We start from the raw sequence: 23,896 nt of genomic DNA on the forward strand, positions 1-23,896 counted from the left end.
CTCAGAACCGGGGGTCGGGAAACAGCGAAACGAGTTCAGCCCTCGCGGCAGACGAGGACCGGGCATTGGGCGTGGTGGATGAGGCTCTGACTGGTCGATCCGACTATCGACGCCATGAACGGGCTGCGGCCGTGGCTACCGACGACTACGAGTTGCGCTTCCGCTGAATGCTCGAGCAGTGCCTTCATCGGTCCGCTGCGCTGGACACTCCGGGTGACGTCGACATCGGGGTACTTCTCCGTCCAGCCGGCGAGGCACTCGGACAGCAGAGCGTGCTCATGCTGTTCGTACGGTCCCCAGTCGACGAAGCGCCTGGCTTCGGAGTACCCGCCGAGCGAGGCGTGCTCGTTCCAGGTGTGGACCGCAACCAAGGGCGCGCCGAGGAACGCGGCAAACTCGAAAGCATGCGCGACGGCGAGTTCGCTGAGCTTGCTTCCGTCGACGCCGACGACGATGGGCCTGGTGTCGGCTACCGCGCGCTCGCCGGTACCGCGGAACACCGCCACGGGGCAGTGCGCCCGGTTGACCACTCGAATGGTGTCGGAACCGAGAAACACCGATTGCATTTCGCTGGTACCGGCCTGACCAAGTGCAACGATGCGAGCGGACTTCGAAAGTTCGACGAGTGTGGTTGCGGGAGTGCCGGTCACGAGGCCGCGTTCGACGGTGACGTCGGTGTGATCGTCGCGAATGGCGTCCTCGGCCTCGTCGAGTAACTTTGCACCCTCGACGCGAAGGTGGTGGTCGAACATCTCTTCGTCGGTGACGTTGGTACCGCCACCGGACTCGGGTTGTCCTGGCAGCACGTGGGTCAGCCGCAGTGGTTCGTCGAATCTCTTTGCAGCCGAGGCTGCCCACCTCGCGGCGTTGACCGCGCTTGCCGAGCCGTCGATACCGGCCACGATTCCGTGTCGAACAGATGCACTGGTCATGGAAGTCTCCTCGCGTCGCCTCCCTACCAGTGTGTCCCTGCTCACCCCAGGTTCGCTACAAACTGGTCAGCTCCCGTGGGGCGAGAACGTCGGTAGGTACCGCTGCGCGAGATCGACGCGGGCGCAACGACAACAGAGCGGTGATGAATCCGTTACCAGGCAGTGTCAGTTCCACGTTCTTCAACACGGTTCGGCGCATCAACGCGAGCAGAGCTGCGACGCCGGTGACAGCCATCCACATCGGTAGTGGGTACAGCGTCAGGCGTTCACCCAAGCCGAAGGTGAGGGTTCGTCCGAGAAGCAGTACGGCGCCGACGATTCCGGTTGCTGCGCACAGTCCTGACCACACTGCGATCCACTTGCTGTGCTTCCAGAACTGAATTGCCATGAGTACGAGTACGGCATGACGGGCGACGAAGCCTGGAAGTACTGCGGTCCAGTGAACGAAGGTCCCGTCGTTGGCCGGGAAGAGTCCGGTAGCCGCGGTGCTCAATGCAACGACGACGGCAAGACCGAGAATCCACTTCTTCGCACGACCGTCCGGAATGTACTTGTGTAGCAAGGCCGCACCGAGGATGGTGAGCGCACCGAGGATCATGAAAGCCGCGTTCATGACGTCGTGCATCGGCGAACACGAATCCACGCTGCATGTCGTCACACCCAGTGAACTGATGGAGTCACGCGCGAAGCTGTACGGCGTCTTCCAGGCTCCGGCCGTGAAGATTTCGACAAGCAGGTAAAGCACCGACAGGACCCATGCGATGCCGGCTGTGCCGAGGCGAAGATTGTGAGTGATGGTGTTCCCTCTCGCGGCGCTCTGAGGGGATTGCACCCAAAGATCTGTTTCGCAGGCGAAGGAGGTACCTTCGCGGGCTGGACAGATCCAACACTACGGTAACAATCTGATAACGGCCTGTGAAACCGGATCAGGCGGAGCGGACCAGACGGTCGGGTAGTGCATCAGCGACTTGTCGGTAACGGTCGATCATCGTTTCGATCAGTAGAGAGTGCCCACCGATCGTGTCGGCGAAACGCGCGCGCGGACACGCCGTTGCTGCGGCAGCGCTGAGTCGATCGGTCAGCAGGCCGGGAGCCAAGAACCACGGTGCGACGACAACGCGTTCTGCGCCGTCCTGCTCGAGAGCGGAGATCGCCTGGGCAACTGTCGGTTCCGCAGACGTGGCGAAACAGATTCGAACACCCGACCAGTTGGTTCCGGTCAGAAGCGTGGAGGCCAATTCTGAGGTCGCGGCATTGGCGCGCGCGTCGGACGAGCCGACTGCCGCGAGAGCGACACCGACCGACGGATCATCCGGCCGTGCACCTGCTTCGAGAATTCGCTCGCGCACCGCTTCGATCAGCCGAGCATCGCGACCCAGTACGTCTGCTTGGAACACGGTCAGTTGGGGGTGGCGTACCGCGGCAGCGGCCAAGAGTCCCGGCAGATCTACCCGAGCATGGAAGGCGTTGCCCAGCAGCATCGGAACAACAACGGCGTGAGTATGGCCGTCGTGTGCAACTCCGTCCAGGACCTGATCGATGGACGGTGCATTGAGATCGAGAAACGCCAGCCGGACATCGAGGTCTGGCCGGGCTTCACGAAGAGCCGCTACGGCAGCCGTGATCACCCGAGCAGAACGGGGATCACGGCTGCCGTGAGCAACAGCAATGAGCGGAACCATCGTCTAGACGCGCTCGCCCAATTCGACAGCGGAAATGACGTCGCCGACGAGGCCTGCGGCGAGAGTGTTTCCACCGGCGGGATCGATCAGCAGGAAGCTGCCGGTGTGGCGATTGACGGCGTAGTCGTCGGCCACGATCGGCTCGGCCACCCGGATCGAGATCTTGCCGATCTCGTTGAGCTCGAGCGTTTCCGGGCCCTGATCCGTGGTGAGATCCTGCTCGTTGAATCGCTCCACCAAGCTGCCGACGATGGCCTGCGTCGTGCGCGTGCCGTGCTTGAGCAGCAAGCGTGCACCGGGGCGCAGCGGCTTCTCGGCCAGCCAGCAGACGGTGGCGTCGAATTCGCCGATCGGCTCGGGTGCGTCAGACGGCGAGGCGATGGTGTCGCCGCGGGATACGTCGACGTCGTCGGCCAGGATCAGTGTGACACTGCGTCCCGCGTGGGCGACATCCAGTTCACCGTCGGCCGTGTCGATACGAGTAACGGTGGTGCGCGTACCCGAAGGCAGGATCACCACTTCGTCGCCGGGTACGACGGAACCGGCAGCGACCTGACCGGCGTATCCCCGGTAGTCGAGGAACTCGGCGGTGCGGGGGCGGATCACGTACTGCACCGGGAAGCGCAGGCCGACGCGATGCGGCTCGGCGTCGACCGGAATCGACTCGAGGTGCTCGATCAGCGTGGGGCCGGTGTAGTACGGGGTCTTGTCGGAGCGGATGGCGACGTTGTCACCGTGCAGTGCCGACACCGGGATCTCGACGACGTCTTCGCTTGCCCAGCCCAGTGAGCTGGTGAGTTCGTTGAACTCGGCGGAGATCGAGGTGAAGACCTCTTCCGGGTTCTCGACGAGGTCGATCTTGTTCACGGCGAGCACGAGCTTCGGGACACCGAGCAACGCCAGAACCGCTGCGTGCCTACGAGTCTGCGCGATGACACCCTTGCGGGCATCGACCAGCAGGATCACGAGCTGAGCCGTCGAGGCACCGGACACCGTGTTGCGGGTGTACTGCACGTGGCCCGGTGTATCGGCCAGCACGAAGGTGCGCTTGGGGGTCGCGAAGTAGCGGTACGCCACGTCGATGGTGATGCCCTGCTCACGCTCGGCGCGCAGACCGTCCACCAGCAGTGAGAGGTCAGGGGTGTCGAGACCGCGGTCCACCGACGCCCGGGTCACGGCGTCGATCTGGTCGGCGAGAACGGATTTCGTGTCGTACAACAGGCGGCCCACGAGGGTGGACTTTCCGTCGTCGACACTGCCGGCAGTTGCCAGTCTGAGCAGATCGCTCATCAGAAGTAGCCCTCTCGCTTGCGGTCTTCCATGGCCGCTTCGGAAACTCGGTCGTCGCCACGGGTCGCGCCGCGCTCGGTCAAACGTGATGCTGCAACCTCGGCGAGAATCGCTTCGTTGTCAGCCGCATCGGAGAGAACAGCGCCGGTGGTCGAACCGTCGCCGACGGTGCGGTAACGCACCGAAAGGGTCTGCAGCTCTTCGCTGTCAGCCGGACCACCCCAGACTCCGGGGGTCATCCACATGCCGTCGCGCTGGTACACCGGACGCTGGTGGGCGTAGTAGATGCTGGCGAGTTCGACGTTGTCGCGAGCGATGTAACGCCAGATGTCCAGCTCCGTGAAGTTGCTGAGCGGGAAGACGCGCACCTGCTCGCCGGGGGAGTGGCGACCGTTGTAGAGGTTCCACAGTTCCGGGCGCTGCTTCTTGGGATCCCACTGGCCGAAAGCGTTGCGCAGCGAGAAGATTCGCTCCTTGGCGCGGGCGCGCTCCTCGTCGCGGCGAGCGCCACCGAAGACGGCGTCGAAGCGGTTCTCGGAAATCGCGTCCAGCAACGGAACGGTCTGCAGCGGGTTGCGAATACCGTCGGGGCGCTCGGTGAGGCGACCGTCCGCGATGTACTCCTCGACGCTCGCCACGTGCAGGCGCAGGTTGTACTTCGCCACGACGTGGTCGCGGAAGTCGAGAACTTCCTGCAGGTTGTGGCCGGTATCGACGTGCAGCAGGGTGAACGGCAGCGGCGCAGGCCAGAAGGCCTTGATCGCCAGATGCAGCAGCACGGTGGAGTCCTTACCGCCCGAGAAGAGAATGACCGGGCGTTCGAACTCGCCGGCCACCTCTCGGAAGATGTGGATCGCTTCGGACTCGAGGGCGTCGAGAGTATCGAACTGTGTGCCGTCGAGCTGAGGACGTGAAAGTGTCAAGTCAACTGTCATGATGCGTGCAACCCGCATTCTGTCTTGGAGGCACCGGCCCAACGACCGCTACGCGGATCGCTGCCGGGGGCTGGCTTGCTGGTGCAGGGTGCGCAGCCGATGGACGGATAGCCCTCGTCGACAAGAGGATTGACGAGGATGGAATTGGTGTCGATGTAGTTCTGCATCTCCTCGTCCGACCACGGAGCGATCGGGTTGATCTTCACGAGTCCGAAGGCCTCGTCGAAGGAGATCAGGGGAGCGTTGGCGCGGGTGGGCGCTTCGACGCGGCGGATGCCGGTCACCCACGCGCTGTAGCCGGACAGTGTCTGCTTGAGGGGTGCGACCTTGCGCAATGCGCAGCAGCGGTTGGGATCACGGGCGAACAGATCCTTGCCCTCGGCGACGTCCTGCTCGGCGACGCTTGCCAGCGCGCGTGCATTGATGACGTTGACGCCGTAGACCTGCTCGACCGCGTCACGCGTGCCGATGGTCTCGGGGAAGTGGTAGCCGGTGTCGAGGAAGAGTACGTCGACGCCCGGATGAACTTGTGCGGCAAGGTGAACCAGCACCCCATCCTGCATGTTCGACGCAACAATGTAAGAGTCACCGAACGTGTCCTCGGTCCACTGCAACAGTTCCTGTGCGCTGGCGCCGTCGAGTTCCACGGCACCGCGCTCGGCGATGGACCGAAGCTCGTCGGCAGTTGCTCGCGAAATGTCCACTGTCATCGCAAATCTCCTTCGTCTGCGCGCACTGCCCATTCGGCGAACCGTTCACCTTCGTTGCGGTTCTTCACGAACTGACGTACGACGCGGTCGATGTAGTCACCCATCTCGACGCTGGTGACCTTGTGCTGGCGCAGCTTGCGTCCGAAGGCGCTGTCGAATCCGAGGCTGCCTCCCAGATGAACCTGGAAACCCTCGACTTGATTCCCCTCACCGTCGTCGACGAGCTGGCCCTTGAAGCCGATGTCGGCGATCTGCGAGCGAGCGCAGGAGTTGGGGCAACCGTTGATGTTGATGGTGATCGGCACGTCGAGCTGGCTGTTGATGTCGGCGAGACGCTGCTCGAGTTCGGGAACGAGCACCTGCGAACGCTTGCGGGTCTCGGCGAACGAGAGCTTGCAGAACTCGATGCCGGAGCAGGCCATCAGGTTCTTGCGCCAGTGCGACGGACGGGCGGGAAGGCCCAGCGCGTCGAGATCGGCGATGAGCGGCTCGAGCGTCTCGTCGGCGACGTCGAGGATGATCAGCTTCTGGTACGGCGTGAAGCGGATCCGGTCGCTGCCGGCCTTCTCGGCGGCGTCGGCGACCTGAGCCAGGATGTCTCCCGAGACGCGGCCGGCGATCGGAGCGAAACCGACTGCGTTGTGGCCGTTGCGGGTCTTCTGGATGCCGACGTGATCGATCGGGCGCTTGGGCTTCTCCGGCGCCGGGCCGTCGATGAGCGGGCGCTTCAGGTACTCGGTCTCGAGAACCTCGCGGAACTTCTCGATGCCCCAGTCCTTGATGAGAAACTTGAGCCTTGCCTTCGCGCGCAGACGACGGTAGCCGTAGTCACGGAAGATCGAGACGACACCTTCCCAGACATCGGGGACCTCGTCGAGCGGAATCCAGGCGCCGACGCGCTGCGCCAGCATCGGGTTGGTGGACAGTCCGCCGCCGACCCAGAGGTCGAGGCCCGGGCCGTGCTCGGGGTGGTTCACGCCGATGAAGGCAATGTCGTTGATCTCGTGAACGACGTCCTGCTGACCGGAGATGGCGGTCTTGAACTTGCGCGGCAGGTTGGAGTACTTGGGGTCGCCGATGTAGCGGCGCACGATCTCGTCGATCGCCGGGGTGGGATCGAGGACCTCGTCGAGCGATTCGCCGGCCAGGGGAGAACCGAGGACGACGCGGGGGCAGTCACCGCATGCTTCGGTGGTCTTGAGTCCGACGGCTTCGAGGCGCTTCCAGATCTCCGGGACGTTCTCGACCTCGATCCAGTGGAACTGGACGTTTTCGCGGTCGGACAGGTCGGCGGTGTTCCGGCCGAATTCCTTCGAGATGCCGGCGATGGTGCGCAGCTGCTCGACGTTGAGAGCGCCGGCGTCGCAACGCACGCGCATCATGAAGTATTTGGCTTCGAGCAGGTCGATGTTCTCGTCGCCGGTGAAGGTGCCGTCGTAGCCTTCTTCGCGCTGGGTGTAGAGACCCCACCAGCGGAAGCGGCCGCGAAGGTCGCCCTTGTCGATGCTGTCGAAGCCCTGCTTGGAGTAGATGTTCTCGATGCGGGCCCGAACGTTGAGCGGGTTGTCGTCCTTCTTGGCCTGCTCGTTGGCGTTGAGCGGCTCGCGATAACCGAGGGCCCACTGACCTTCGGCGCGACGCTTGGCGGGACGCGCAGCGCGTGCAGGCCGGGCTTCGGCGGGTGCTGCCGAATCGGCGGGTGTGGCGGCGTCGGTGGTCGACGTCATCGATGAACTCCTGGATCTGGGCGGTTGATCGGCACGCGGCACGCACTTTCGACGAACTGTGGCGGTGTCTGATCGGGACGCACCGGTCCGTGTCGGAAATCGAGGGGGCTGTCCTCGGTCTCGGAAAGCTCGCGGCCGGCAGGTGTGCTCACGAAAACGAACAGCTGGAGAAGCTGCGTCCCTGAAAAGGCATGTCCCTGAAAAGGCATGTCTCTGCAGAGAGTGTTTTGGCGAAGCAGATGGAGATGAGCGGGAAAGGCTGGAAGATCAGTGAAAGATCAACAGCTACACAGGTGCAGACACGACGAGCTGCACACACGCTTGAAGTCGACATGGCGACGCGCCACAAGTCGCACTCCGAGTCCGGTCATGCGGACCATTGTGCCACGTCAACTCGATAATTCCGACTCGGGCGCATATTTCCACGAAAAACGGGGGAAATATCGAGTTCAGGCCACGCGCCGACCTGCATCGCAGGCTGAATAGGTGTGCGTTCCGGATGCTGGGACACTGGAGGCGTGAATGCCACCAGCACGACTCCCACTCGACAGAGCGAGGCGACGCCCTTCGCCTTGCCCGCGCGATCGCTCGAGGGTGTCGGGAAACGGCCGTTCGGGATCTACATCCACGTCCCGTTCTGTGCCACCAGGTGTGGGTACTGCGATTTCAACACCTACACAGCCGGTGAGCTCGGAACCTCGGCCTCGCCGCAGTCGTGGTTGGAGGGCCTGCGACGCGAACTCGATCTCGCGGCCGAGATGACGGGCGCCCCGGCAGCGGAGACAGTGTTCGTGGGCGGTGGAACGCCGTCGCTGCTCGGCGGCGACGGGTTGTCGGACGTGCTGTCGGCGGTGCGGAGCAGCTTCGGCCTGGCGTCCGGCGCCGAAGTGACGACGGAATCGAACCCCGAATCGACGTCGCCGGAATTCTTCGGTGCTCTCCGCAGTGCCGGATTCACTCGGATTTCCCTCGGTATGCAGTCTGCCGCCCAGCACGTTCTGAAGATCCTCGACCGCACGCACACTCCCGGCCGCGCCGTTGCGGCCGCGAAAGAGGCTCGTGCAGCTGGTTTTTCGCACGTGAACTTGGATTTGATCTACGGAACGCCGGGGGAGCGCGACCAAGATCTGGACGCCTCGCTCGATGCGGTTCTCTCGGCCGACGTCGACCACGTCTCGGCCTATGCGCTGATCGTCGAGGACGGCACCGCCATGGCTCGAAAAGTTCGGCGCGGCGAATTGCCCGCCCCGGACGACGACGTGCTGGCCTCGCGATACGAACGAATCGATTCACGCCTGTCCGAGGCAGGCTTGCAGTGGTACGAGGTCTCCAACTGGGCAAAGGCGGAAACCGCGGACTCCGGTGACACCCGCTGCCGTCACAACCTCGGCTACTGGGACGGCGGTGACTGGTGGGGCGCAGGTCCGGGCGCGCACAGTCACGTCGGCGGAGTGCGGTGGTGGAACGTCAAGCACCCGGCGCGGTACGCGGAACAGTTGGCCCTCGGTGAACTTCCCGTCGGCGGCAGTGAAGAACTGACCCCCGAGGACGAACACATGGAGCGCGTCATGTTGACCGCACGGTTGCGTACGGGACTTCCGTTGTCGGAACTGTCTGCATCCGAACGACTTTCGGCCGAACAGGTGGTAGTCGACGGGTTGGCCGTGATCGAGAACGATCACGTGGTTCTCACCGATCGTGGTCGTCTACTTGCCGATGCGGTGATCCGCACGATCCTGACCTGACGCGCCTCCATCCTTCGCCGCGTAGCGTTACCGCGGTGGCCATCATTCATCGTGCGCAGTTGAATCCGTCCAAGAACGACCTGCTCCGAGCGTGGGTGCCCAAGCAGCCATGGATCGGGTCGGTCGACTGTTCGTCGCTCGAACGCGTCGACGCCTATCGTTTCGACGACCCGGACGGTGAGGTCGGAATCGAGACGCACCTGATGCGCTCGGCCGACGGACGATTTCTTCAGGTCCCGCTCACGTATCGTGGCGCTCCGCTGGACGGGGCGGAGAATGCGCTGATCGCGACCATGGATCATTCGGTACTCGGCGAGCGGTGGGTGTACGACGCGTGCTGCGATCCGGTCTACGTGAGCGCGGTGGCAACCGCGATTCTGACCGGTGGGGCCGGAGTCGATCTGGTTTTCGCGGACACCGCCGATCACATCCCGGTGACGGCTCACGTAGTAGGCAGCGGTACGGCCGGCGCATCGGTACCGACAGTCGAATCCGTGACCTGCTCGACAGTCGGCACCGACACGATCGTCAGCGCGGGAGATCTGGAATTGACCGTGGTGAGAGTGATCGACGCAGACCGAGTGTCAGGCTCGGCGACGCTCACCGGAACCTGGCCGGGGCAGACGAATCCCGCATTGCTCGCGTTCGTCGGTTGAGTCTCGGCGCCTGAGCCGCGTGAGCGTCAGCGGACGCCCTCGATGACACCGGGCATCGCGTCGAAGTCGAAGACACGCGCGTGCAGCACGACGCGGTTTCGCAGGGCCGAACGAACCGCTCGGTGCAGGCCGTCTTCGAGGTAGAGAGTGCCGCGCCACTGCACTGCGTGAGGGAACAGATCGCCGTAGAAGGTCGAGTCCTCCGACAGCAGGCGATCGAGTTCGAGGACCTTCGTGGTGGTCACGATCTCGTCGAGTCGAACCTGACGTGGAGGGAACTTCGACCAGTCGCGTAGAGACAGTCCGTGATCGGGATACGGTTTGCCGTCCATCACGCCTTTGAAGATCATGTGCCGCCTTGTCCATGGTTGTGCGATCGACCTTTCGCCGATCTCACTCCACAGTAAGGGCAACAGCCGTCTCTGGCGCTCGGGCGATTAGACTGCCAGTGGGAACCGATGTGTAAATGTCGGTGTTCGTTCTGTTCAGGAAACGGAGGTGGCAACGATGTCGAGTACCGACGACAGGCGTTTCGAGGTCTTACGTGCAATCGTGGCCGATTACGTCTCCACCCAGGACCCGGTGGGATCCAAGGCCCTGGTCGAGCGTCACAACCTCGGAGTGTCGAGCGCCACGGTGCGCAACGACATGGCATTCCTCGAGGCCGAGGGCTACATCGCCCAACCTCACACCAGTTCCGGGCGCGTCCCCACCGACAAGGGATACCGCGAATTCGTCGATCGCATCGCCGACGTCAAGCCCATGTCCGGGCCGGAGCGTCGAGCGATCCTGGAGTTCTTGGAGTCGGGGGTCGACCTCGACGACGTTCTGCGTCGCGGTGTGAGACTGCTGGCGCAACTGACCCGTCAGGTCGCCGTCGTCCAGTACCCGTCGTTGTCCGCGTCGTCGGTTCGGCACCTCGAGGTGGTCGCGCTGACGCCCGCGCGTCTGCTCCTCGTTCTCATCACCGATTCCGGCCGCGTCGATCAGCGAATCGTCGAGCTCGGTGACGTCCTCGAAGACGAAGACCTTTCCCGGTTGCGCACGCTTCTCGGCGGTGCCCTGGAAGGCAAGCGCCTGGCCGCCGCGTCGATTGCCGTCGCGGAACTGGCCGACGAGTCACCGGCCGACCTACGCGACGCCGTGATCCGGTCGGCAACGGTTCTCGTCGAGACCCTGGTCGAACATCCGGAAGATCGCCTCGTCCTGGGCGGGACCTCCAACCTCACGCGCAACGCCGCCGATTTCTCCGGTCTGGCCGGCTTCCCCGGTTCACTGCGCGCAGTGCTCGAAGCACTGGAAGAGCAGGTAGTGGTCCTCAAACTGCTCGCTGCGACGCAGAATTCCGGCACGGTCACCGTTCAGATCGGTGAAGAGACGCAGGTCGAACAGATGCGCGGAACCTCCGTGATTTCGACTGGCTACGGCGCGGCCGGTACCGTTTTCGGTGGTGTCGGTGTGCTCGGACCCACTCGGATGGACTATCCGGGAACAATTGCATCGGTTGCCGCCGTTGCCAGATACATCGGCGAAGTTCTCTCCGAGCGATGACGGACGTCGACATTCGTCGGCACGCCTCCTCGCGAGGACTGAGGAAAACCTAGAAGTAAGAGAAGGACGAGAGACTCAACGTGGCACGGGATTACTACGGATTGCTCGGCGTCGACAAGAACGCGACAGACCAGGAGCTCAAGCGCGCTTACCGCAAGCTGGCACGCGAACTGCACCCGGACGTCAACCCCGACGAGGCGGCGCAGGCCAAGTTCAAGGAGATCTCGACGGCCTACGAGGTCCTGACCGACCCGGAGAAGCGTCGCATCGTCGATCTCGGCGGAGACCCACTCGAGTCCGGTGGCGGCGGCGGTGGTGGCTTCGGCGGCGGATTCGGTGGCGGTGGCCTCGGCGACGTCTTCGAAGCATTCTTCGGCGGCGGTGGCGGTGCAGGTCGTGGCCCGCGCGGTCGTGTTCAGCCCGGAGCCGACTCGTTGCTTCGCACCAAGCTGACCCTCGCAGAATGTGCGACGGGAGTCAGCAAGCACGTGACCGTCGAGACGGCCATTCTGTGCGACAGCTGCACCGGCGCGGGAACCAACGGCGACTCCAAGCCTGTCCGCTGTGAGACCTGCAACGGTGCCGGCGAAGTTCAGTCCATCCAGCGCTCGTTCCTCGGCCAGGTCATGACTTCGCGTCCCTGCCCGACGTGCCGCGGTGCCGGTGAGACCATCCCGGATCCCTGCCACAAGTGTGGCGGCGACGGCCGAGTTCGGGCCAAGCGCGACATCACGGTGAAGGTCCCGGCGGGCGTCGCCGGTGGCATGCGCATCCGTTTGACCGCGCAGGGTGAAGTCGGCCCCGGCGGCGGACACCCCGGCGACCTCTACGTCGAGATCGTCGAGCAGCAGCACGACGTCTTCGTTCGAGACGGTGAAGACCTGCACTGCACCATCCGCGTTCCCATGGTCGACGCTGCACTCGGTACCACTGTCACCGTCGACACCATCATCGACGGCCCCAAGGAAATCACCATCGAGCCAGGCACCCAGCCCGGACACGTTGCTGTTCTTCGCGGTCATGGCATGCCGAAACTGCGGTCGGGAGTGCGCGGCGACGTGCACGCTCACCTCGAGGTGGTCATCCCGAGCCGTCTCGATCACAAGCAGTCCAAGCTGCTCAAGGAATTCAAGCTGCTCCGCGATCGTGACGAGGCCGAGGTTGTCTCGACGGCCTCGCAGAACAGCGGTGGACTGTTCTCGCGTCTTCGCGAAGCATTCAGCGGCCGCTGACGGTGGCCGCAACGGTCTTCTTTCTCGACCCGGTTCCCGGCGTCGGTGAAATCGCAGTTCTGGACGGGCAGGAGGGTCGCCACGCGGCCACTGTCCGCCGGATCGGCGTCGGCGAGCGATTGGTGTTGGCCGACGGTCGTGGCCGGGTAGCCGACGCCGAGGTGACGAGTGTCGGCAAGGATCGCCTGGAGCTGTTGGTCAGTGACGTTCAGGTTCTCGAGCAGCCCAAGCCGTTGGTGACCCTGGTTCAGGCACTTCCCAAGGCCGAGCGCTCCGAGTTGGCTGTCGAACTTGCTACCGAGGCGGGGATCGACGCCGTGATTCCGTGGCAGTCCCTGCGTTGTGTCGCCAAATGGGAGGGCCCGAAGCTCGCCAAGGGCGTCGCTCGCTGGCGAAGTGCGGCGGTGTCTGCGGCAAAGCAGTCCAGACGCGCGTTCGTTCCGGAGATTGCGGAACTGCACAAGACGCCGGCGGTGATCGCGTTGGTTCGCGACGCCGTTACCCGCGGCGCTGTGGTTGCGGTGCTTCACGAATCGGCGACGACGCCGTTGGCCGATTTGCCGCTGGCGAGCGCGGACGAGGTATTTCTGGTTGTCGGTCCCGAAGGTGGGCTGGACGATTCGGAGATCAGTGCGTTGTCGGAGGCCGGGGCCACTCCGGTGCTTCTCGGCCCGACGGTCCTGCGCACGTCGACCGCGGGGGCTGTTGCTCTGGGCGCGATCGGAGTGCTGACCGATCGCTGGGGACCACGGCCACTGCACTGATCTTGCTGTGATCCCGGGCTGAATCGGATCCGGCGCTCAGCGAAGTGTCAGATTTGCGCACTATCGTAAGGACGTCGGGGGTCGCCTTCGGCGTGAGTTGGTTCGGGGATTTCAGGAGGCCAGATGTTGTCACGTGCGCATATGCGAATCGTTGGAGCGGTGTGTGCCGTGGCGGCGATGATGCTCGTCGCGGGGTGCACAGTCTCCACGGGAGACAACCCGGGTTCCTCCAGCGGTGCCGTCACCACTACACCGACCAGCGAGGCTCTCGTCACCGTCACGCCGGCGGACGGCGGAACCCCGGTGAGTCCACTCGACCCCATCGAGGTCCAGGTCGCGAAAGGAACACTGACGACCGTCGCGCTGACCAATCCCGAAGGTAAGGAAGTCGCCGGTATCACGACGCCGGACAAGACGTCCTGGAAGCCGAGCGAGCCACTCGGGTACGGCAAGACCTACAAGTTGGTCGTCGACGCCGTCGACGCGAATGGTGTTGCCACGACCAAGAACACGACGCTGACCACCGTCGCGCCGAGTAATCAGACCCGCGCGTACATCAACACCACCGGTGGCGCCTCGATTTCGGACGGTGGCACGTACGGTGTCGGCGCCGTCGTCGCCGTACATTTCGACGAGTTGATCGGTGACAAGGCCGCGGCCGAGAAGTCTCTGCTGGTCACCACCAATCCGCCCGTACAGGGATCGTGGTACTGGGTCGACGGTCAGAATGTTCACTGGCGACCGCAGAACTACTACGCACCAGGCACGACGGTCTCGGTGAACGCGAACATCTACGGCAAGCAGCTCGGCAACGGACTGTACGGCCAGCAGGACGACACTGTGTCGTTCAAGATCGGCGATTCCCACGTCTCTGTCGCCGACGACAACACCAAGATGGTGACCGTGTACGAAAACGGTCAGGTGATCAAGGAAATGCCGACCTCGATGGGAATGGGCGGCACCGAAACGATCGGCGGCACGACGCTCTCCTTCTGGACCCAGCCCGGGACGTACACCGTGATGGACAAGGCCAATCCCGTCATCATGGATTCGTCGACCTACGGTCTGCCGATCAATTCGCGCCTGGGCTACAAGGAATCCATCAACTGGGCCACCCGCATCAGCACGGACGGTATCTATCTTCACGAGTTGGAGAGCACCGTCTGGGCGCAGGGAAACACCGACACCTCGCACGGTTGCCTCAATCTGAGTGCGGCCAACGCCAAATGGTTCTTCGATTTCTCGCAGCCGGGAGATGTCGTCGAGATCAAGAACACCGGCGGCGCTCCGCTGGAGGTGTGGCAGAACGGCGACTGGACCCTCTCGTGGGCAGACTGGGCCGCAGGCAGCGCCCTCGCCTGAGATAGATTTCCTCGGTGCCTCGATTCAAGATTCCGTACGGCCGACACGAGCAGCAGTTCGGGCATCTCTACGTTCCCGACGGAGTCGCTGACGGCCCGATCCCGATCGTCATGCAGATCCACGGCGGTTTCTGGAGCGGGCAGTACGGATTGACTCTGGGCACCGCATTTGCCGTCGAACTCGCGCGGCACGGTGTCGCGGTGTGGAACATCGAATACCGCCGCCTCGGAGCGGGCGGTGGTTGGCCGGAGATGTCCGCCGACGTGAAAACGGCGTACGACGAGATCCCCGGACTGGTGGCCGCGAAGTCCTCGGCCGAATTGGATCTGAATCAGACTCGCCTGCTCGGGCATTCGGCCGGCGGACATCTTGCAGTGTGGCTGGCGGGGGAGAAGGACACGTTCACCAGACCTGAACGGGTCATCGCCCAGGCTGCCGCACTCGATCTGGCGTCGGCAGGCGAGCGTGGACGACGGATCAGTTTCATCGAGGATCTGTTCGGCGTTCCGTTCGACGCGGACCCGGATCTGTATCGCGGTGCTTCGCCACAGCATCGACTGCCGATCGGCGTCCCCGTTGTCTGCGTCACGGGTGCGTTGGATCTGCAGGTGCCGGCCAAGGTGAGCTCCCGATACGCGAAAGCCGCGGAAGCGGCTGGTGATCCCGTGGCACTGCGTGTGATCGAGGGCGAAGGACACGACGCATTTCTCTCACCCTCGACCGAGTCATGGCGGGTCTCCCGCGAGTTGGTTCTCGCCGAAGACCCGCTCGCGCCGGGCACGTCAGACTGACACAGGGCCTTGCTGCACCGGGGCCTTCTTGCCCGGCAGGATGAACGCCACGACAACTGCCCCCACGAACAGTGCAAGACCGCCCGCCCAACTGGCCGCCGAAATCGCGTCGGCGTACGCACTGCCGGCCGCATCGAGCAACGGCCCTGCCTGAGCTGCCGCCAAGGGATTGGCTGCCATCTCTTCGGCGACCAACGAAGCGCCGCCGACGGATTCTCCCGACACCTCCATCGCGTACGCGGCCTGTTGCGCCAGCTCACCCGTCAACTGCGGAACCTGCATGCCGCCTATGAAGCCTGCGATCGAATCCTTGTAGCTCGCAGCGAGGATGGAGCCCAGGATCGCGATTCCCAGCGAGCCGCCCAGTTCGATGGCGGTGTCGTTGAGGCCACCGGCGGCGCCGAGATCGTCCTCGGAGAAGTTGTCCATGATGGCGTCGGTGGCCGGCGGTTCACTCAAGCCGATGCCCAGGCCGAGCAGGATCAGTGGGACGGCGAACATCCAGTAGCCCGAATCGCCGTCTACCTGCGTGAGAATCAGAACACCGACCGCGGCGACGACCATGCCGCCGACGATGGATGCCCGGACGCCGATCAGCGGAGTGATCCGGCCACTGACCACGGCGCCGATCGAAACGGCAATTGCCAAGGGCAGCAGACGAACACCGGTTTCGAGTGCGCCGTAGCCGAGGATGAACTGGAACTGCTGTGAGATGAAGTAGATGGCACCGAACGCGGCCAGGAACAGCAGAAGTACGGCGAGCGTCGCGCCGCCGACCATGCGCTGGCCGAGCTTACGGACGTCGAGCAGTGGTTGCGGGTGACGCAGTTCCCAGACGACGAACGAGACGAGGCCGATCGCAGCGAGTGCGGCGCCGCCGACGGGTCCGCCGGTCCACCCGAAGTGGAATCCGTTGATGATCGAGTACACGAGCGAGCCGATGGTGACCACCGAGAGTGCGCCGCCGATCCAGTCGATCCGGCCCAGGTGCTCCGCCTTGCTCGGCGGTACCAGGATTACGGCGGCGACGGCAGCGACTGCGGCGATCGGGACGTTGATCAGGAAAGTGATGCTCCAGGAATGGCTGTCGAGAATCCATCCGGCCAACAGCGGGCCGAGTGCGATCGCCAAGCCCGACGTCGCCGCCCACGCCGCGATGGCGCGGGATCGCTCCGCTTTGGGAAAGGTGGCGACCAGAAGCGAAAGTGTCGCGGGCATGATGATCGCGGCGCCGACGCCCATGATCATTCGTGCCGCGATGACGGCGTTGGTGGTGTCCGCGATACTGCCGAAGACGGCGCCGCCGGCGAACACTGCGAGTCCGGCGAGAAGTGCTCCGCGGCGGCTGTGCTTGTCACCGATCACGCCGAACAGCAGCATCAGTGCGGCGTAGGGAACGGTGTAACCGTCGATGACCCATTGAAGTTGTGTGCTGGTGAGGCCGAGGTCTCTGGTCATGTCCGGTGCCGCGACGATCAGCGCGGTATTCGCCATCACGACGATCAGCAGACTCAGGCACAACACCCCGAGCGCGGCCCATCGCCGTGAGTACGGCTGGTCCATCTCCGAGACAGGTTTGCTGATGAGTGTCGTCATGACGCGACTCCGTTCCTGATGATCGAAGAGACTCCTCGATCTATTTGCACACTGATGTGTAAGTTAATAACTTGCACACCGATGTGCAAGTATGATTGACCTAGATCACAGTTGGGCAGTCGAAAGAGGTGGAACGCGCGTTGACGCACTCGGGCACAGTCGTTTCGGGAACTGCCGAATCGGGCGGACGGCAGCGTCGTAGTCAGGCCGCGGCGAATCGCACTCGCATCATCGAGGCGGCGATCACGGCGTTCGCTGCTGACCCGGATGCGAGCATGGACGACGTCGCGAAGGCCGCTGGTGTGGTCAGGCGAACCGTGTACGCGCATTTCGACAGCCGTGAGGCGCTGATCAACGGCATCGTGGACGAGGCGTCGACCGATCTCGTTGCTGCGCTGAGCCAAGCCGGTGAGCCGCCCGAGCGCCCGGATCTGGCGACCGCCGTACTGGCATTGCTGTCATGGCCGGTCGGCGATCGATTCCGGATGCTGCTCAGCTTTGCTCGCAAAGAGTTGGGGGAGCAGCGGATTCTCGATTTGATGGAGCCCGCGCGCGCCGTGAGTATCAGCGTCGTCGAGCGCGGTCAGCGTGACGGAACCTTCTCGACATACCTGCCGGCCGAGACTCTGGTAGCGATGACCGAGGCGATCACGATCACTTTGTTCGATCAGGCCAACAGTGGGCTCATCACGGACTCCGGCGAATCCTTTGCCGCCGTGTGCCTGGTCATCGCGGGTATCAGTCCGGACAGAAGTGCCGAGATCGTCACCGAGGCGTCGGAATGGATCCGAGAATCGCTGCCGTCCGGTCGCCGCGAGGATTGAGCCGCGACGATTAACAAGTGGGCCGTGTCCGACTCTGGCGCTAGACTTCGAAGTATCGAGGCTCACGAGTCGAGTGGGCTGATCGGACCAGAAAGCAGGCCATATTCACCACGTGAGTGAACACAGTGAACTCGACGGGAACCGTGTAACCACCATCACCGAGCGCGCTCTGCCCGCAGAGCGCACCGTCCGTTCGAGTATGGATCTGGCGCCGGAGACCGTGCGTCAAATCCTGGGGGCGACGGACGAGAATCTCACCGCGATCGAACGTGAGCTTCGTGCCGACATTCATGTACGTGGCGGAACCATCTCCTTGTCGGGGACGGCTGCAGACGTTGCGCTGGCAGAACGTGTGTTCAGTGAATTGGCGTCGCTGGCCGGTCGGGGGCAGCCCATCGCACCGGACGCTGTTCGACGAACGATCGGCATGCTCACCAACGAGGTCGGCGAGTCTCCGGCCGAGGTGCTCTCCCTTGACATTCTTTCGCGTCGGGGCAAGACGATTCGGCCCAAGACCCTCAACCAGAAACGCTATGTCGACGCCATCGACGAGAACACCATCGTGTTCGGAGTCGGCCCGGCCGGTACCGGCAAGACCTACCTCGCCATGGCCAAGGCCGTTCAGGCGTTGCAGGCCAAGCAGGTCTCTCGGATCATCCTGACCAGACCGGCCGTCGAGGCCGGCGAGCGACTGGGCTTTCTGCCCGGCACGCTGCACGAGAAGATCGATCCGTACCTGCGCCCGCTGCACGACGCATTGCACGACATGATGGATCCCGAAGCGATCCCGAAGTTGATGCAGGCCGGAGTCATCGAGGTCGCTCCGCTCGCCTACATGCGTGGACGGACGCTCAACGACGCCTTCATCATCTTGGACGAAGCGCAGAACACCACGGCCGAGCAGATGAAGATGTTCCTGACCCGCCTCGGGTTCGGTTCCAAGATCGTGGTCACCGGGGACGTGACCCAGGTCGATCTGCCGGGCGGGGCCCGTTCGGGTCTGCGTGCGGCGTCCGAAATCCTCACCGGGATCGACGATATTCATTTCGCCACTCTCGACAGCAGCGACGTCGTACGTCATCGGCTGGTCTCCCACATCGTCGACGCTTACGAGCGTCACGAATCGGATCGGTCCGGCGAGTTGGCGGTCGGAAACCGGGCGCAGCGCCGCGCTGCACATGCTCATTCACCGCGACGGTAGGCTGATCGACGCATCAACCCCTACTTTTCCCAGGAAAGAGCGTCGCACATGAGCATCGAGGTCTCGAACGAATCGGGCATGGACATCTCCGAACCGGAGTTGATCAGCGTTGCCCGTTTCGTGATCGCTCGGATGGATGTCCATCCGGCGGCCGAGCTGTCGATGGTTCTCGTCGACTCCGCGACGATGGCGGATCTGCATGTTCGCTGGATGGACCTGCCGGGCCCGACCGACGTGATGTCGTTCCCGATGGACGAACTCGAGCCTGGTGGACGTCCTGATTCCCCCGAGCCTGGACCGTCGATGCTCGGCGACATCGTGTTGTGTCCGTCTTTTGCTGCCGATCAGGCCGACAAGGCCGGGCATTCACTGGCTCACGAACTGGCACTGCTGACCGTTCACGGTGTGTTGCACCTCCTCGGCTACGACCACGCGGAGCCGGAAGAGGAGAAGGAGATGTTCGGCTTGCAGAACAGCCTCCTCGAAGAGTGGTACGAAGACCTTCGCCGTATCGACCGCGAAGCAGCACTGGCCGAACGCGATCAGAAGCTGCTCGGCAAAACCGGTTTCGTCGACGGAGTGGACCGATAACAGTCATCCGGGGGTTCTGTAGTGAGTAGCGCCATAGCGCTCTTTGTTCTGGCGATTGCTCTTGTCCCGGTCGGTGGTGTCTTCGCGGCCGTCGACTCGGCGCTCAACACCATCTCGTCGGCGCGCATCGACGAGATGGCAAAGGAAGAGCGAGCCGGTGCCGCGCGAGTGCAACGCATCCTGACCGATCGTCCGCGATACGTGAATCTGATGGTCCTGCTTCGCATTCTGTGCGAAATCACGGCCACCGTCGTACTCGTGGGCGGCCTGATCGACATCCTCTCGCTGGGCTGGGCGCTGACCGTCACCGCGGTGATCATGGTTCTCGTCTCGTACGTGGTCATCGGTGTCGGACCGAGAACACTTGGGCGCCAACATGCGTACTCCATCGCGATGGCCGCGTCGTTGCCTCTGCTGTGGATCGGTGTTCTGCTCGGGCCGATCAGTCGCGTCCTGATCCTCGTGGGTAACGCATTGACCCCGGGTAAGGGCTTCCGTAACGGTCCGTTCGCTTCGGAAATCGAGTTGCGTGAACTCGTGGACATGGCGCAGGAACGCGGCGTCGTCGCCGACGAAGAACGCCGAATGATCCAGTCGGTCTTCGAACTCGGAGACACGTCGGCACGCGAGGTGATGGTGCCCCGCACCGACATGGTGTGGATCGAGAACGACAAGAATGCCGGGCAGGCAACGTCGTTGGCAGTGCGCAGTGGTCACTCTCGCTTGCCGGTCATCGGGGAGAACGTCGACGACGTGCTCGGAGTCGTCTACCTCAAGGATCTGGTCAAGCAGACCTACCACCTGCCCGACGGCGGCCGGAACGTCAACGTCTGCGACGTCATGCGGCCCGCGGTGTTCGTTCCCGACTCGAAGCCGCTCGACAGCTTGCTGGCCGAGATGCAGCGCGACCGCAACCACATGGCGATCCTCGTCGACGAGTACGGCGGAATCGCCGGGCTGGTCACGATCGAGGACGTCATCGAGGAGATCGTCGGTGAGATCGCCGACGAGTACGACGAGGACGAGACTCCGCCCATCGAGGACCTCGGGGACGGAATGTTCCGCGTATCCGCTCGGCTTCCCATCGAAGACCTCGGTGAATTGTTCGATATCGAACTCGAACTCGACGAGGTCGAAACCGTCGGCGGGCTGATCGGATACGTACTCGGCCGAGTTCCACTTCCCGGTTCCGAAGTGGAGTACGACGGTTTGATCCTGCGCGGCGAGGGAACCAATACGGGCCGAGGACGAGTACGCATCAGCACGGTGTTCGTGCAGCGCATCCCGCGGTCCGAAGACGAAGAGACAGAAGACACCGATGACTGAGCGAGTGTTCAGCGAGGAGCAGTTATGAGCAAGAACGAATTCCGGTCAGGCTTCGTGTGTTTCGTGGGTCGACCCAACACGGGTAAGTCCACGCTGACCAACGCGTTGGTCGGCAGCAAGATCGCGATCACGTCCTCGCGCCCGCAGACGACGCGCCATACGATTCGCGGCATCGTTCATCGCGAGCATGCGCAGCTGATCCTGGTGGACACCCCCGGACTGCACAAGCCGCGCACGCTGCTCGGGCAGCGCCTCAACGACCTGGTGCGTGACACCTACTCCGAGGTCGACGTCATCTGCCTGTGCATCCCCGCCGACGAGGCCATCGGGCCCGGCGACCGCTGGATCGTGCAGCAGGTCCGTCAGATGGCGCCCAAGACCAAGCTGGTCGGCATCGTCACCAAGATCGACAAGGTCAGCCGCGACGCCGTCGGAAAGCAGTTGCTCGCGCTGTCCACCCTGCTCGGCCCCGAATCCGAGGTCGTCCCGGTCTCCGCGAAGTCGGGTGAACAGGTGGAGATCCTGGTCGACGTCCTCGCCGGCCTGATGGACGAGGGCCCCGCCTTCTACCCGGACGGCGAACTGACGGACGAGCCCGAAGAGGTGCTCATGGCCGAACTCATCCGTGAGGCTGCGCTCGAGGGTCTCGGTGAGGAATTGCCGCACTCCTTGGCCGTGGTGATCGAGGAGGTCATCCCGCGCGAAGGACGCACTGAGAAGCAGGGCGAGATGCTCGACGTCCATGCGTTGCTCTACGTCGAGCGGCCCAGTCAGAAGGGCATCGTCATCGGTAAGGGCGGAGCGCGTCTGCGGGAAGTCGGCACCAGCGCTCGGCTGCAGATCGAGAAGCTGCTCGGGGTGCGGATCTTCCTGGAGTTGCACGTCAAGGTCGCCAAGGACTGGCAGCGGGACCCGAAGCAGCTCGGACGCCTGGGATTCTAGGGCCTCCGGCCCCGTGAGCGGTTAAGGAGTCCAGGGACTGCCTAACCACTCACAGGGGCCGGAGGACCCTGAGAATCGCCGCGCCGATGTCCTGCTCGTCGACGCCCGTAGCGAGGCGTCGGAGTTGGAGTCCGGTGATGACGGCGACAAGCGTCGATGCAATCGACTCCGGATCCGGTACGCCGAGTGCCGTCAGGATCGTGACGGTCAGATCGTCGTAGGCGGCAAAGCATTCCACCGCCACCTCATGAAGTTCGTGGTCCCGGCCGGCTGCGATGTACATCTCGAACGGTGCGATCCGCTCGGCGGAGAACGACAGGTCTCGCGTCACCTTCTCGGCGATCGCCGCAGCGTCCTCGACGCTCAGACCTTTGTCGCGGTACTCCTCGGCCAAGGCGCGCAGGCGCGTCGTCTCGTCGGTCACGAAACGAGACAGCGCAGCCCGAAGCATGTCCGACTGGCTGGCGAAGTGATACGTGATCGATCCGAGTGAGACGCCGGCCTGCGCGGCGATGCGCCGGTTGCTCACACCAGGGATGCCGTCGGTACCGACGACGTGCAGAACGGCGTCGAGTATTCGCTCGCGAACGTCCCGGTTACTCATCGAATCACCACCACGGCTCGGGGCGGACCTGATCCCAACGCAGGACCGATTCCAATTGTGACGCGAGCGAGACCAACAGCGGTTCGGTGTTTTCGTTGCCCATCAACTGCGCACCGATGGGCAGGCCGGCCTTGCTGAATCCGGCGGGTACGTTGACCGAGGGCCAGCCGAGGACGTTCCACGGCCACGCGTACGGGCAGGCTCCGGTCATGACCTTGTCGGTGTCCCAACCACCGATGCCGTCGATCGCGGTCGCCATGATCGGTGGAGTTGCCGTCGTGGGTGCCAGGACGACGTCGTAGGTGTCGAAGATCGCTCCGATCCGCTTTCGCATCCGCGGTTCGGCGGCACGGGCCGCGCGCAGAGGTGCGCCGCGAAGTAGCTTGCCGCTGTGTGCATTTCCGCGCGTTCGGGCGTCGACCAGTGTCGGATCGGGAACGCGTCCGAGCCAGTCGTGGACCCCGACGAGTGAGCGGGGCAGAAAGTTCAGGCCGAAGATCAGGCCGTAGGCGGGATCGTCGACGACGACATGGTGTCCGAGTCCGCGCAGCGTGTCGGCGATCGAATGAACAGCCAGGCGCACTTCCGGGTCCAGCTTCACGGGAGTGGCGGTGAACGGATTACGAAGGGAAAGAGCGATTTTCAGCTTTCCGGGGTCGCGTCCCACTGCGTCGCTGACGGTGACCGGTGCCGGTTTGTGGAGATCGCCGTCGTGGTTGCCGGCAGCGACGTCGAGCAGCAGTGCCGCATCGGCGATGGTGCGAGCGAGCGGGCCGTTGACCGTCAGGCCGTAGAACGCTTCGGCGTCGGGCCAGGTGGAGATGCGCCCGCGCTGCGGTTTGATTCCGACGAGGTTGGTCCAGGCCGCGGGAATCCGGATGGAACCGGCTCCGTCGGAACCGATTCCGGCGCTGACCAATCCGGCAGCGACGGCCGCGGCGGTGCCGCCCGACGATCCGCCGGGAGTGTGGTGACGCGACCACGGATTGCGCGTGTAGCCGAAGGCCGAACCGCTCGTGAGCGGCCACTGGCCCAGTTCCGGGCTGTTGGTCTTACCCACGATCACTGCGCCGGCGTCGCGGAGGCGTCGAATCATCTCCGAGTCCTCGGTCTTGGCCGGGAAATCGCCCGGGCAACCGAAGGCGGTGGGTTCGCCGGTGATGTCGACGTCGTCCTTCACTGCGATCGGCACGCCGAGAAGCGGTAGGCGCTCGCCGAGTGCGAGACGTCTGTCGGCCTCGGCAGCTTCCTCCAGCGCCTTCTCGCGCCGCACGATCTTGAACGCGTTGAGGTGAGGCTGGGTGGCCTCGATGCGGCTCAGCGTTGCCTCGGTGGCCGCGACGGACGAGGTAGCACCCGAGGCCAGACTCGCAACCTGGTCGACGAGACCGGGGGCGAGATCGTGGTCGGTTCGAGAAGTCATCAGGTTCCCTTC

General features: G+C 63.9%; 23 protein-coding genes. 12 read left to right on the forward strand and 11 right to left on the reverse strand.

Annotated elements, in window-relative coordinates:
• Positions 1-35: 35 nt before the first annotated feature.
• The 7 genes from DBV08_RS25255 to DBV08_RS25285 all read right to left on the reverse strand — a co-directional run bounded on the left by DBV08_RS25255 (position 36) and on the right by DBV08_RS25285 (position 7,276).
• On the reverse strand, positions 36-932 hold the full coding sequence (locus tag DBV08_RS25255) for a universal stress protein (RefSeq protein ID WP_124569251.1): 897 nt from the start codon (positions 930-932) through the stop codon (positions 36-38).
• Positions 933-987: 55 nt separating this feature from the next.
• Positions 988-1,764 carry a DUF998 domain-containing protein gene (locus DBV08_RS25260; RefSeq protein WP_095969756.1) on the reverse strand — a complete coding sequence of 259 codons (777 nt, stop codon included), beginning with the start codon at positions 1,762-1,764 and terminating at the stop codon, positions 988-990.
• Between the two features lie 94 nt (positions 1,765-1,858).
• The gene (locus tag DBV08_RS25265; protein WP_095969757.1) at positions 1,859-2,614 is read right to left on the reverse strand and encodes a sirohydrochlorin chelatase; all 756 of its coding nucleotides are present in this window, start codon (positions 2,612-2,614) and stop codon (positions 1,859-1,861) included.
• A gap of 3 nt (positions 2,615-2,617) precedes the next feature.
• The gene (locus DBV08_RS25270) at positions 2,618-3,904 is read right to left on the reverse strand and encodes a sulfate adenylyltransferase subunit 1 (RefSeq protein WP_095969758.1); all 1,287 of its coding nucleotides are present in this window, start codon (positions 3,902-3,904) and stop codon (positions 2,618-2,620) included.
• Positions 3,904-4,839 carry a sulfate adenylyltransferase subunit CysD gene (gene cysD / locus DBV08_RS25275; protein WP_124569252.1) on the reverse strand — a complete coding sequence of 312 codons (936 nt, stop codon included), beginning with the start codon at positions 4,837-4,839 and terminating at the stop codon, positions 3,904-3,906. The genes DBV08_RS25270 and cysD overlap by 1 nt, the downstream gene beginning before the upstream one ends.
• Positions 4,836-5,549, reverse strand: a complete 714-nt coding sequence (locus DBV08_RS25280) for a phosphoadenylyl-sulfate reductase (protein WP_042924073.1) — start codon at positions 5,547-5,549, stop codon at positions 4,836-4,838. The genes cysD and DBV08_RS25280 overlap by 4 nt, the downstream gene beginning before the upstream one ends.
• On the reverse strand, positions 5,546-7,276 hold the full coding sequence (locus tag DBV08_RS25285) for a nitrite/sulfite reductase (RefSeq protein ID WP_019749031.1): 1,731 nt from the start codon (positions 7,274-7,276) through the stop codon (positions 5,546-5,548). The genes DBV08_RS25280 and DBV08_RS25285 overlap by 4 nt, the downstream gene beginning before the upstream one ends.
• Before the next feature lie 518 nt (positions 7,277-7,794).
• On the opposite strand from DBV08_RS25285, the gene hemW reads away from it, so the two are divergent.
• A complete protein-coding gene (gene hemW, locus DBV08_RS25295) occupies positions 7,795-9,021 on the forward strand; it encodes a radical SAM family heme chaperone HemW (RefSeq protein WP_124569253.1) in 1,227 nt (408 codons plus the stop codon).
• Positions 9,022-9,056: 35 nt separating this feature from the next.
• Positions 9,057-9,677 (forward strand): CG0192-related protein, encoded by a 621-nt coding sequence (locus DBV08_RS25300; protein WP_124569254.1) that lies wholly within the window; start codon positions 9,057-9,059, stop codon positions 9,675-9,677.
• 26 nt (positions 9,678-9,703) lie between these two features.
• Here DBV08_RS25300 and DBV08_RS25305 read toward each other — a convergent pair whose 3' ends face one another.
• Positions 9,704-10,027: a type II toxin-antitoxin system VapB family antitoxin gene (locus tag DBV08_RS25305; RefSeq protein WP_003944521.1), complete on the reverse strand. Its 324-nt coding sequence runs from the start codon at positions 10,025-10,027 to the stop codon at positions 9,704-9,706.
• 157 nt (positions 10,028-10,184) lie between these two features.
• Here DBV08_RS25305 and hrcA point away from each other — a divergent pair, with 157 nt between their 5' ends.
• From hrcA to DBV08_RS25330, 5 genes are all read left to right on the forward strand, one after another.
• On the forward strand, positions 10,185-11,228 hold the full coding sequence (gene hrcA / locus DBV08_RS25310; RefSeq protein ID WP_003944583.1) for a heat-inducible transcriptional repressor HrcA: 1,044 nt from the start codon (positions 10,185-10,187) through the stop codon (positions 11,226-11,228).
• An 80-nt stretch (positions 11,229-11,308) separates the two neighbouring features.
• Positions 11,309-12,460 carry a molecular chaperone DnaJ gene (dnaJ, locus tag DBV08_RS25315; RefSeq protein ID WP_003944460.1) on the forward strand — a complete coding sequence of 384 codons (1,152 nt, stop codon included), beginning with the start codon at positions 11,309-11,311 and terminating at the stop codon, positions 12,458-12,460.
• A 2-nt stretch (positions 12,461-12,462) separates the two neighbouring features.
• Entirely contained in the window at positions 12,463-13,224 is a 762-nt protein-coding gene (locus DBV08_RS25320; protein WP_124569255.1) for a 16S rRNA (uracil(1498)-N(3))-methyltransferase, read from the forward strand.
• A gap of 123 nt (positions 13,225-13,347) precedes the next feature.
• Complete coding sequence (locus DBV08_RS25325; RefSeq protein WP_124569256.1) at positions 13,348-14,586, forward strand: Ig-like domain-containing protein; 1,239 nt, start codon at positions 13,348-13,350, stop codon at positions 14,584-14,586.
• 14 nt (positions 14,587-14,600) lie between these two features.
• Positions 14,601-15,377, forward strand: a complete 777-nt coding sequence (locus DBV08_RS25330) for a S9 family peptidase (protein WP_124569257.1) — start codon at positions 14,601-14,603, stop codon at positions 15,375-15,377.
• On the opposite strand, the gene DBV08_RS25335 is transcribed toward DBV08_RS25330, so the two are convergent.
• Complete coding sequence (locus tag DBV08_RS25335) at positions 15,369-16,973, reverse strand: MFS transporter (RefSeq protein ID WP_124569258.1); 1,605 nt, start codon at positions 16,971-16,973, stop codon at positions 15,369-15,371. The two genes, DBV08_RS25330 and DBV08_RS25335, sit on opposite strands and share 9 nt — an antisense overlap.
• Before the next feature lie 128 nt (positions 16,974-17,101).
• On the opposite strand from DBV08_RS25335, the gene DBV08_RS25340 reads away from it, so the two are divergent.
• From DBV08_RS25340 to era, 5 genes are all read left to right on the forward strand, one after another.
• Positions 17,102-17,797: a TetR/AcrR family transcriptional regulator gene (locus tag DBV08_RS25340; RefSeq protein WP_124569259.1), complete on the forward strand. Its 696-nt coding sequence runs from the start codon at positions 17,102-17,104 to the stop codon at positions 17,795-17,797.
• A 112-nt stretch (positions 17,798-17,909) separates the two neighbouring features.
• Positions 17,910-18,998, forward strand: coding sequence for a PhoH family protein (locus tag DBV08_RS25345; protein WP_003944580.1), 1,089 nt, complete (start codon positions 17,910-17,912; stop codon positions 18,996-18,998).
• Positions 18,999-19,046: 48 nt separating this feature from the next.
• The gene (gene ybeY, locus DBV08_RS25350) at positions 19,047-19,589 is read left to right on the forward strand and encodes an rRNA maturation RNase YbeY (RefSeq protein WP_003944525.1); all 543 of its coding nucleotides are present in this window, start codon (positions 19,047-19,049) and stop codon (positions 19,587-19,589) included.
• Positions 19,590-19,610: 21 nt separating this feature from the next.
• Positions 19,611-20,915, forward strand: a complete 1,305-nt coding sequence (locus DBV08_RS25355; protein ID WP_124569260.1) for a hemolysin family protein — start codon at positions 19,611-19,613, stop codon at positions 20,913-20,915.
• Positions 20,916-20,939: 24 nt separating this feature from the next.
• Positions 20,940-21,857, forward strand: a complete 918-nt coding sequence (gene era, locus DBV08_RS25360; protein ID WP_003944451.1) for a GTPase Era — start codon at positions 20,940-20,942, stop codon at positions 21,855-21,857.
• A gap of 49 nt (positions 21,858-21,906) precedes the next feature.
• Here the strand turns inward: era and DBV08_RS25365 are convergent, their stop codons facing one another.
• Both DBV08_RS25365 and DBV08_RS25370 read right to left on the reverse strand, forming a co-directional pair.
• Positions 21,907-22,461, reverse strand: a complete 555-nt coding sequence (locus DBV08_RS25365) for a TetR/AcrR family transcriptional regulator (RefSeq protein ID WP_019749017.1) — start codon at positions 22,459-22,461, stop codon at positions 21,907-21,909.
• 4 nt (positions 22,462-22,465) lie between these two features.
• On the reverse strand, positions 22,466-23,884 hold the full coding sequence (locus tag DBV08_RS25370) for an amidase (protein ID WP_124569261.1): 1,419 nt from the start codon (positions 23,882-23,884) through the stop codon (positions 22,466-22,468).
• Positions 23,885-23,896 lie beyond the last annotated feature (12 nt).

This window comes from Rhodococcus sp. KBW08, from assembly GCF_003852455.1.
GTDB classification, from domain to species: domain Bacteria; phylum Actinomycetota; class Actinomycetes; order Mycobacteriales; family Mycobacteriaceae; genus Rhodococcus_F; species Rhodococcus_F baikonurensis.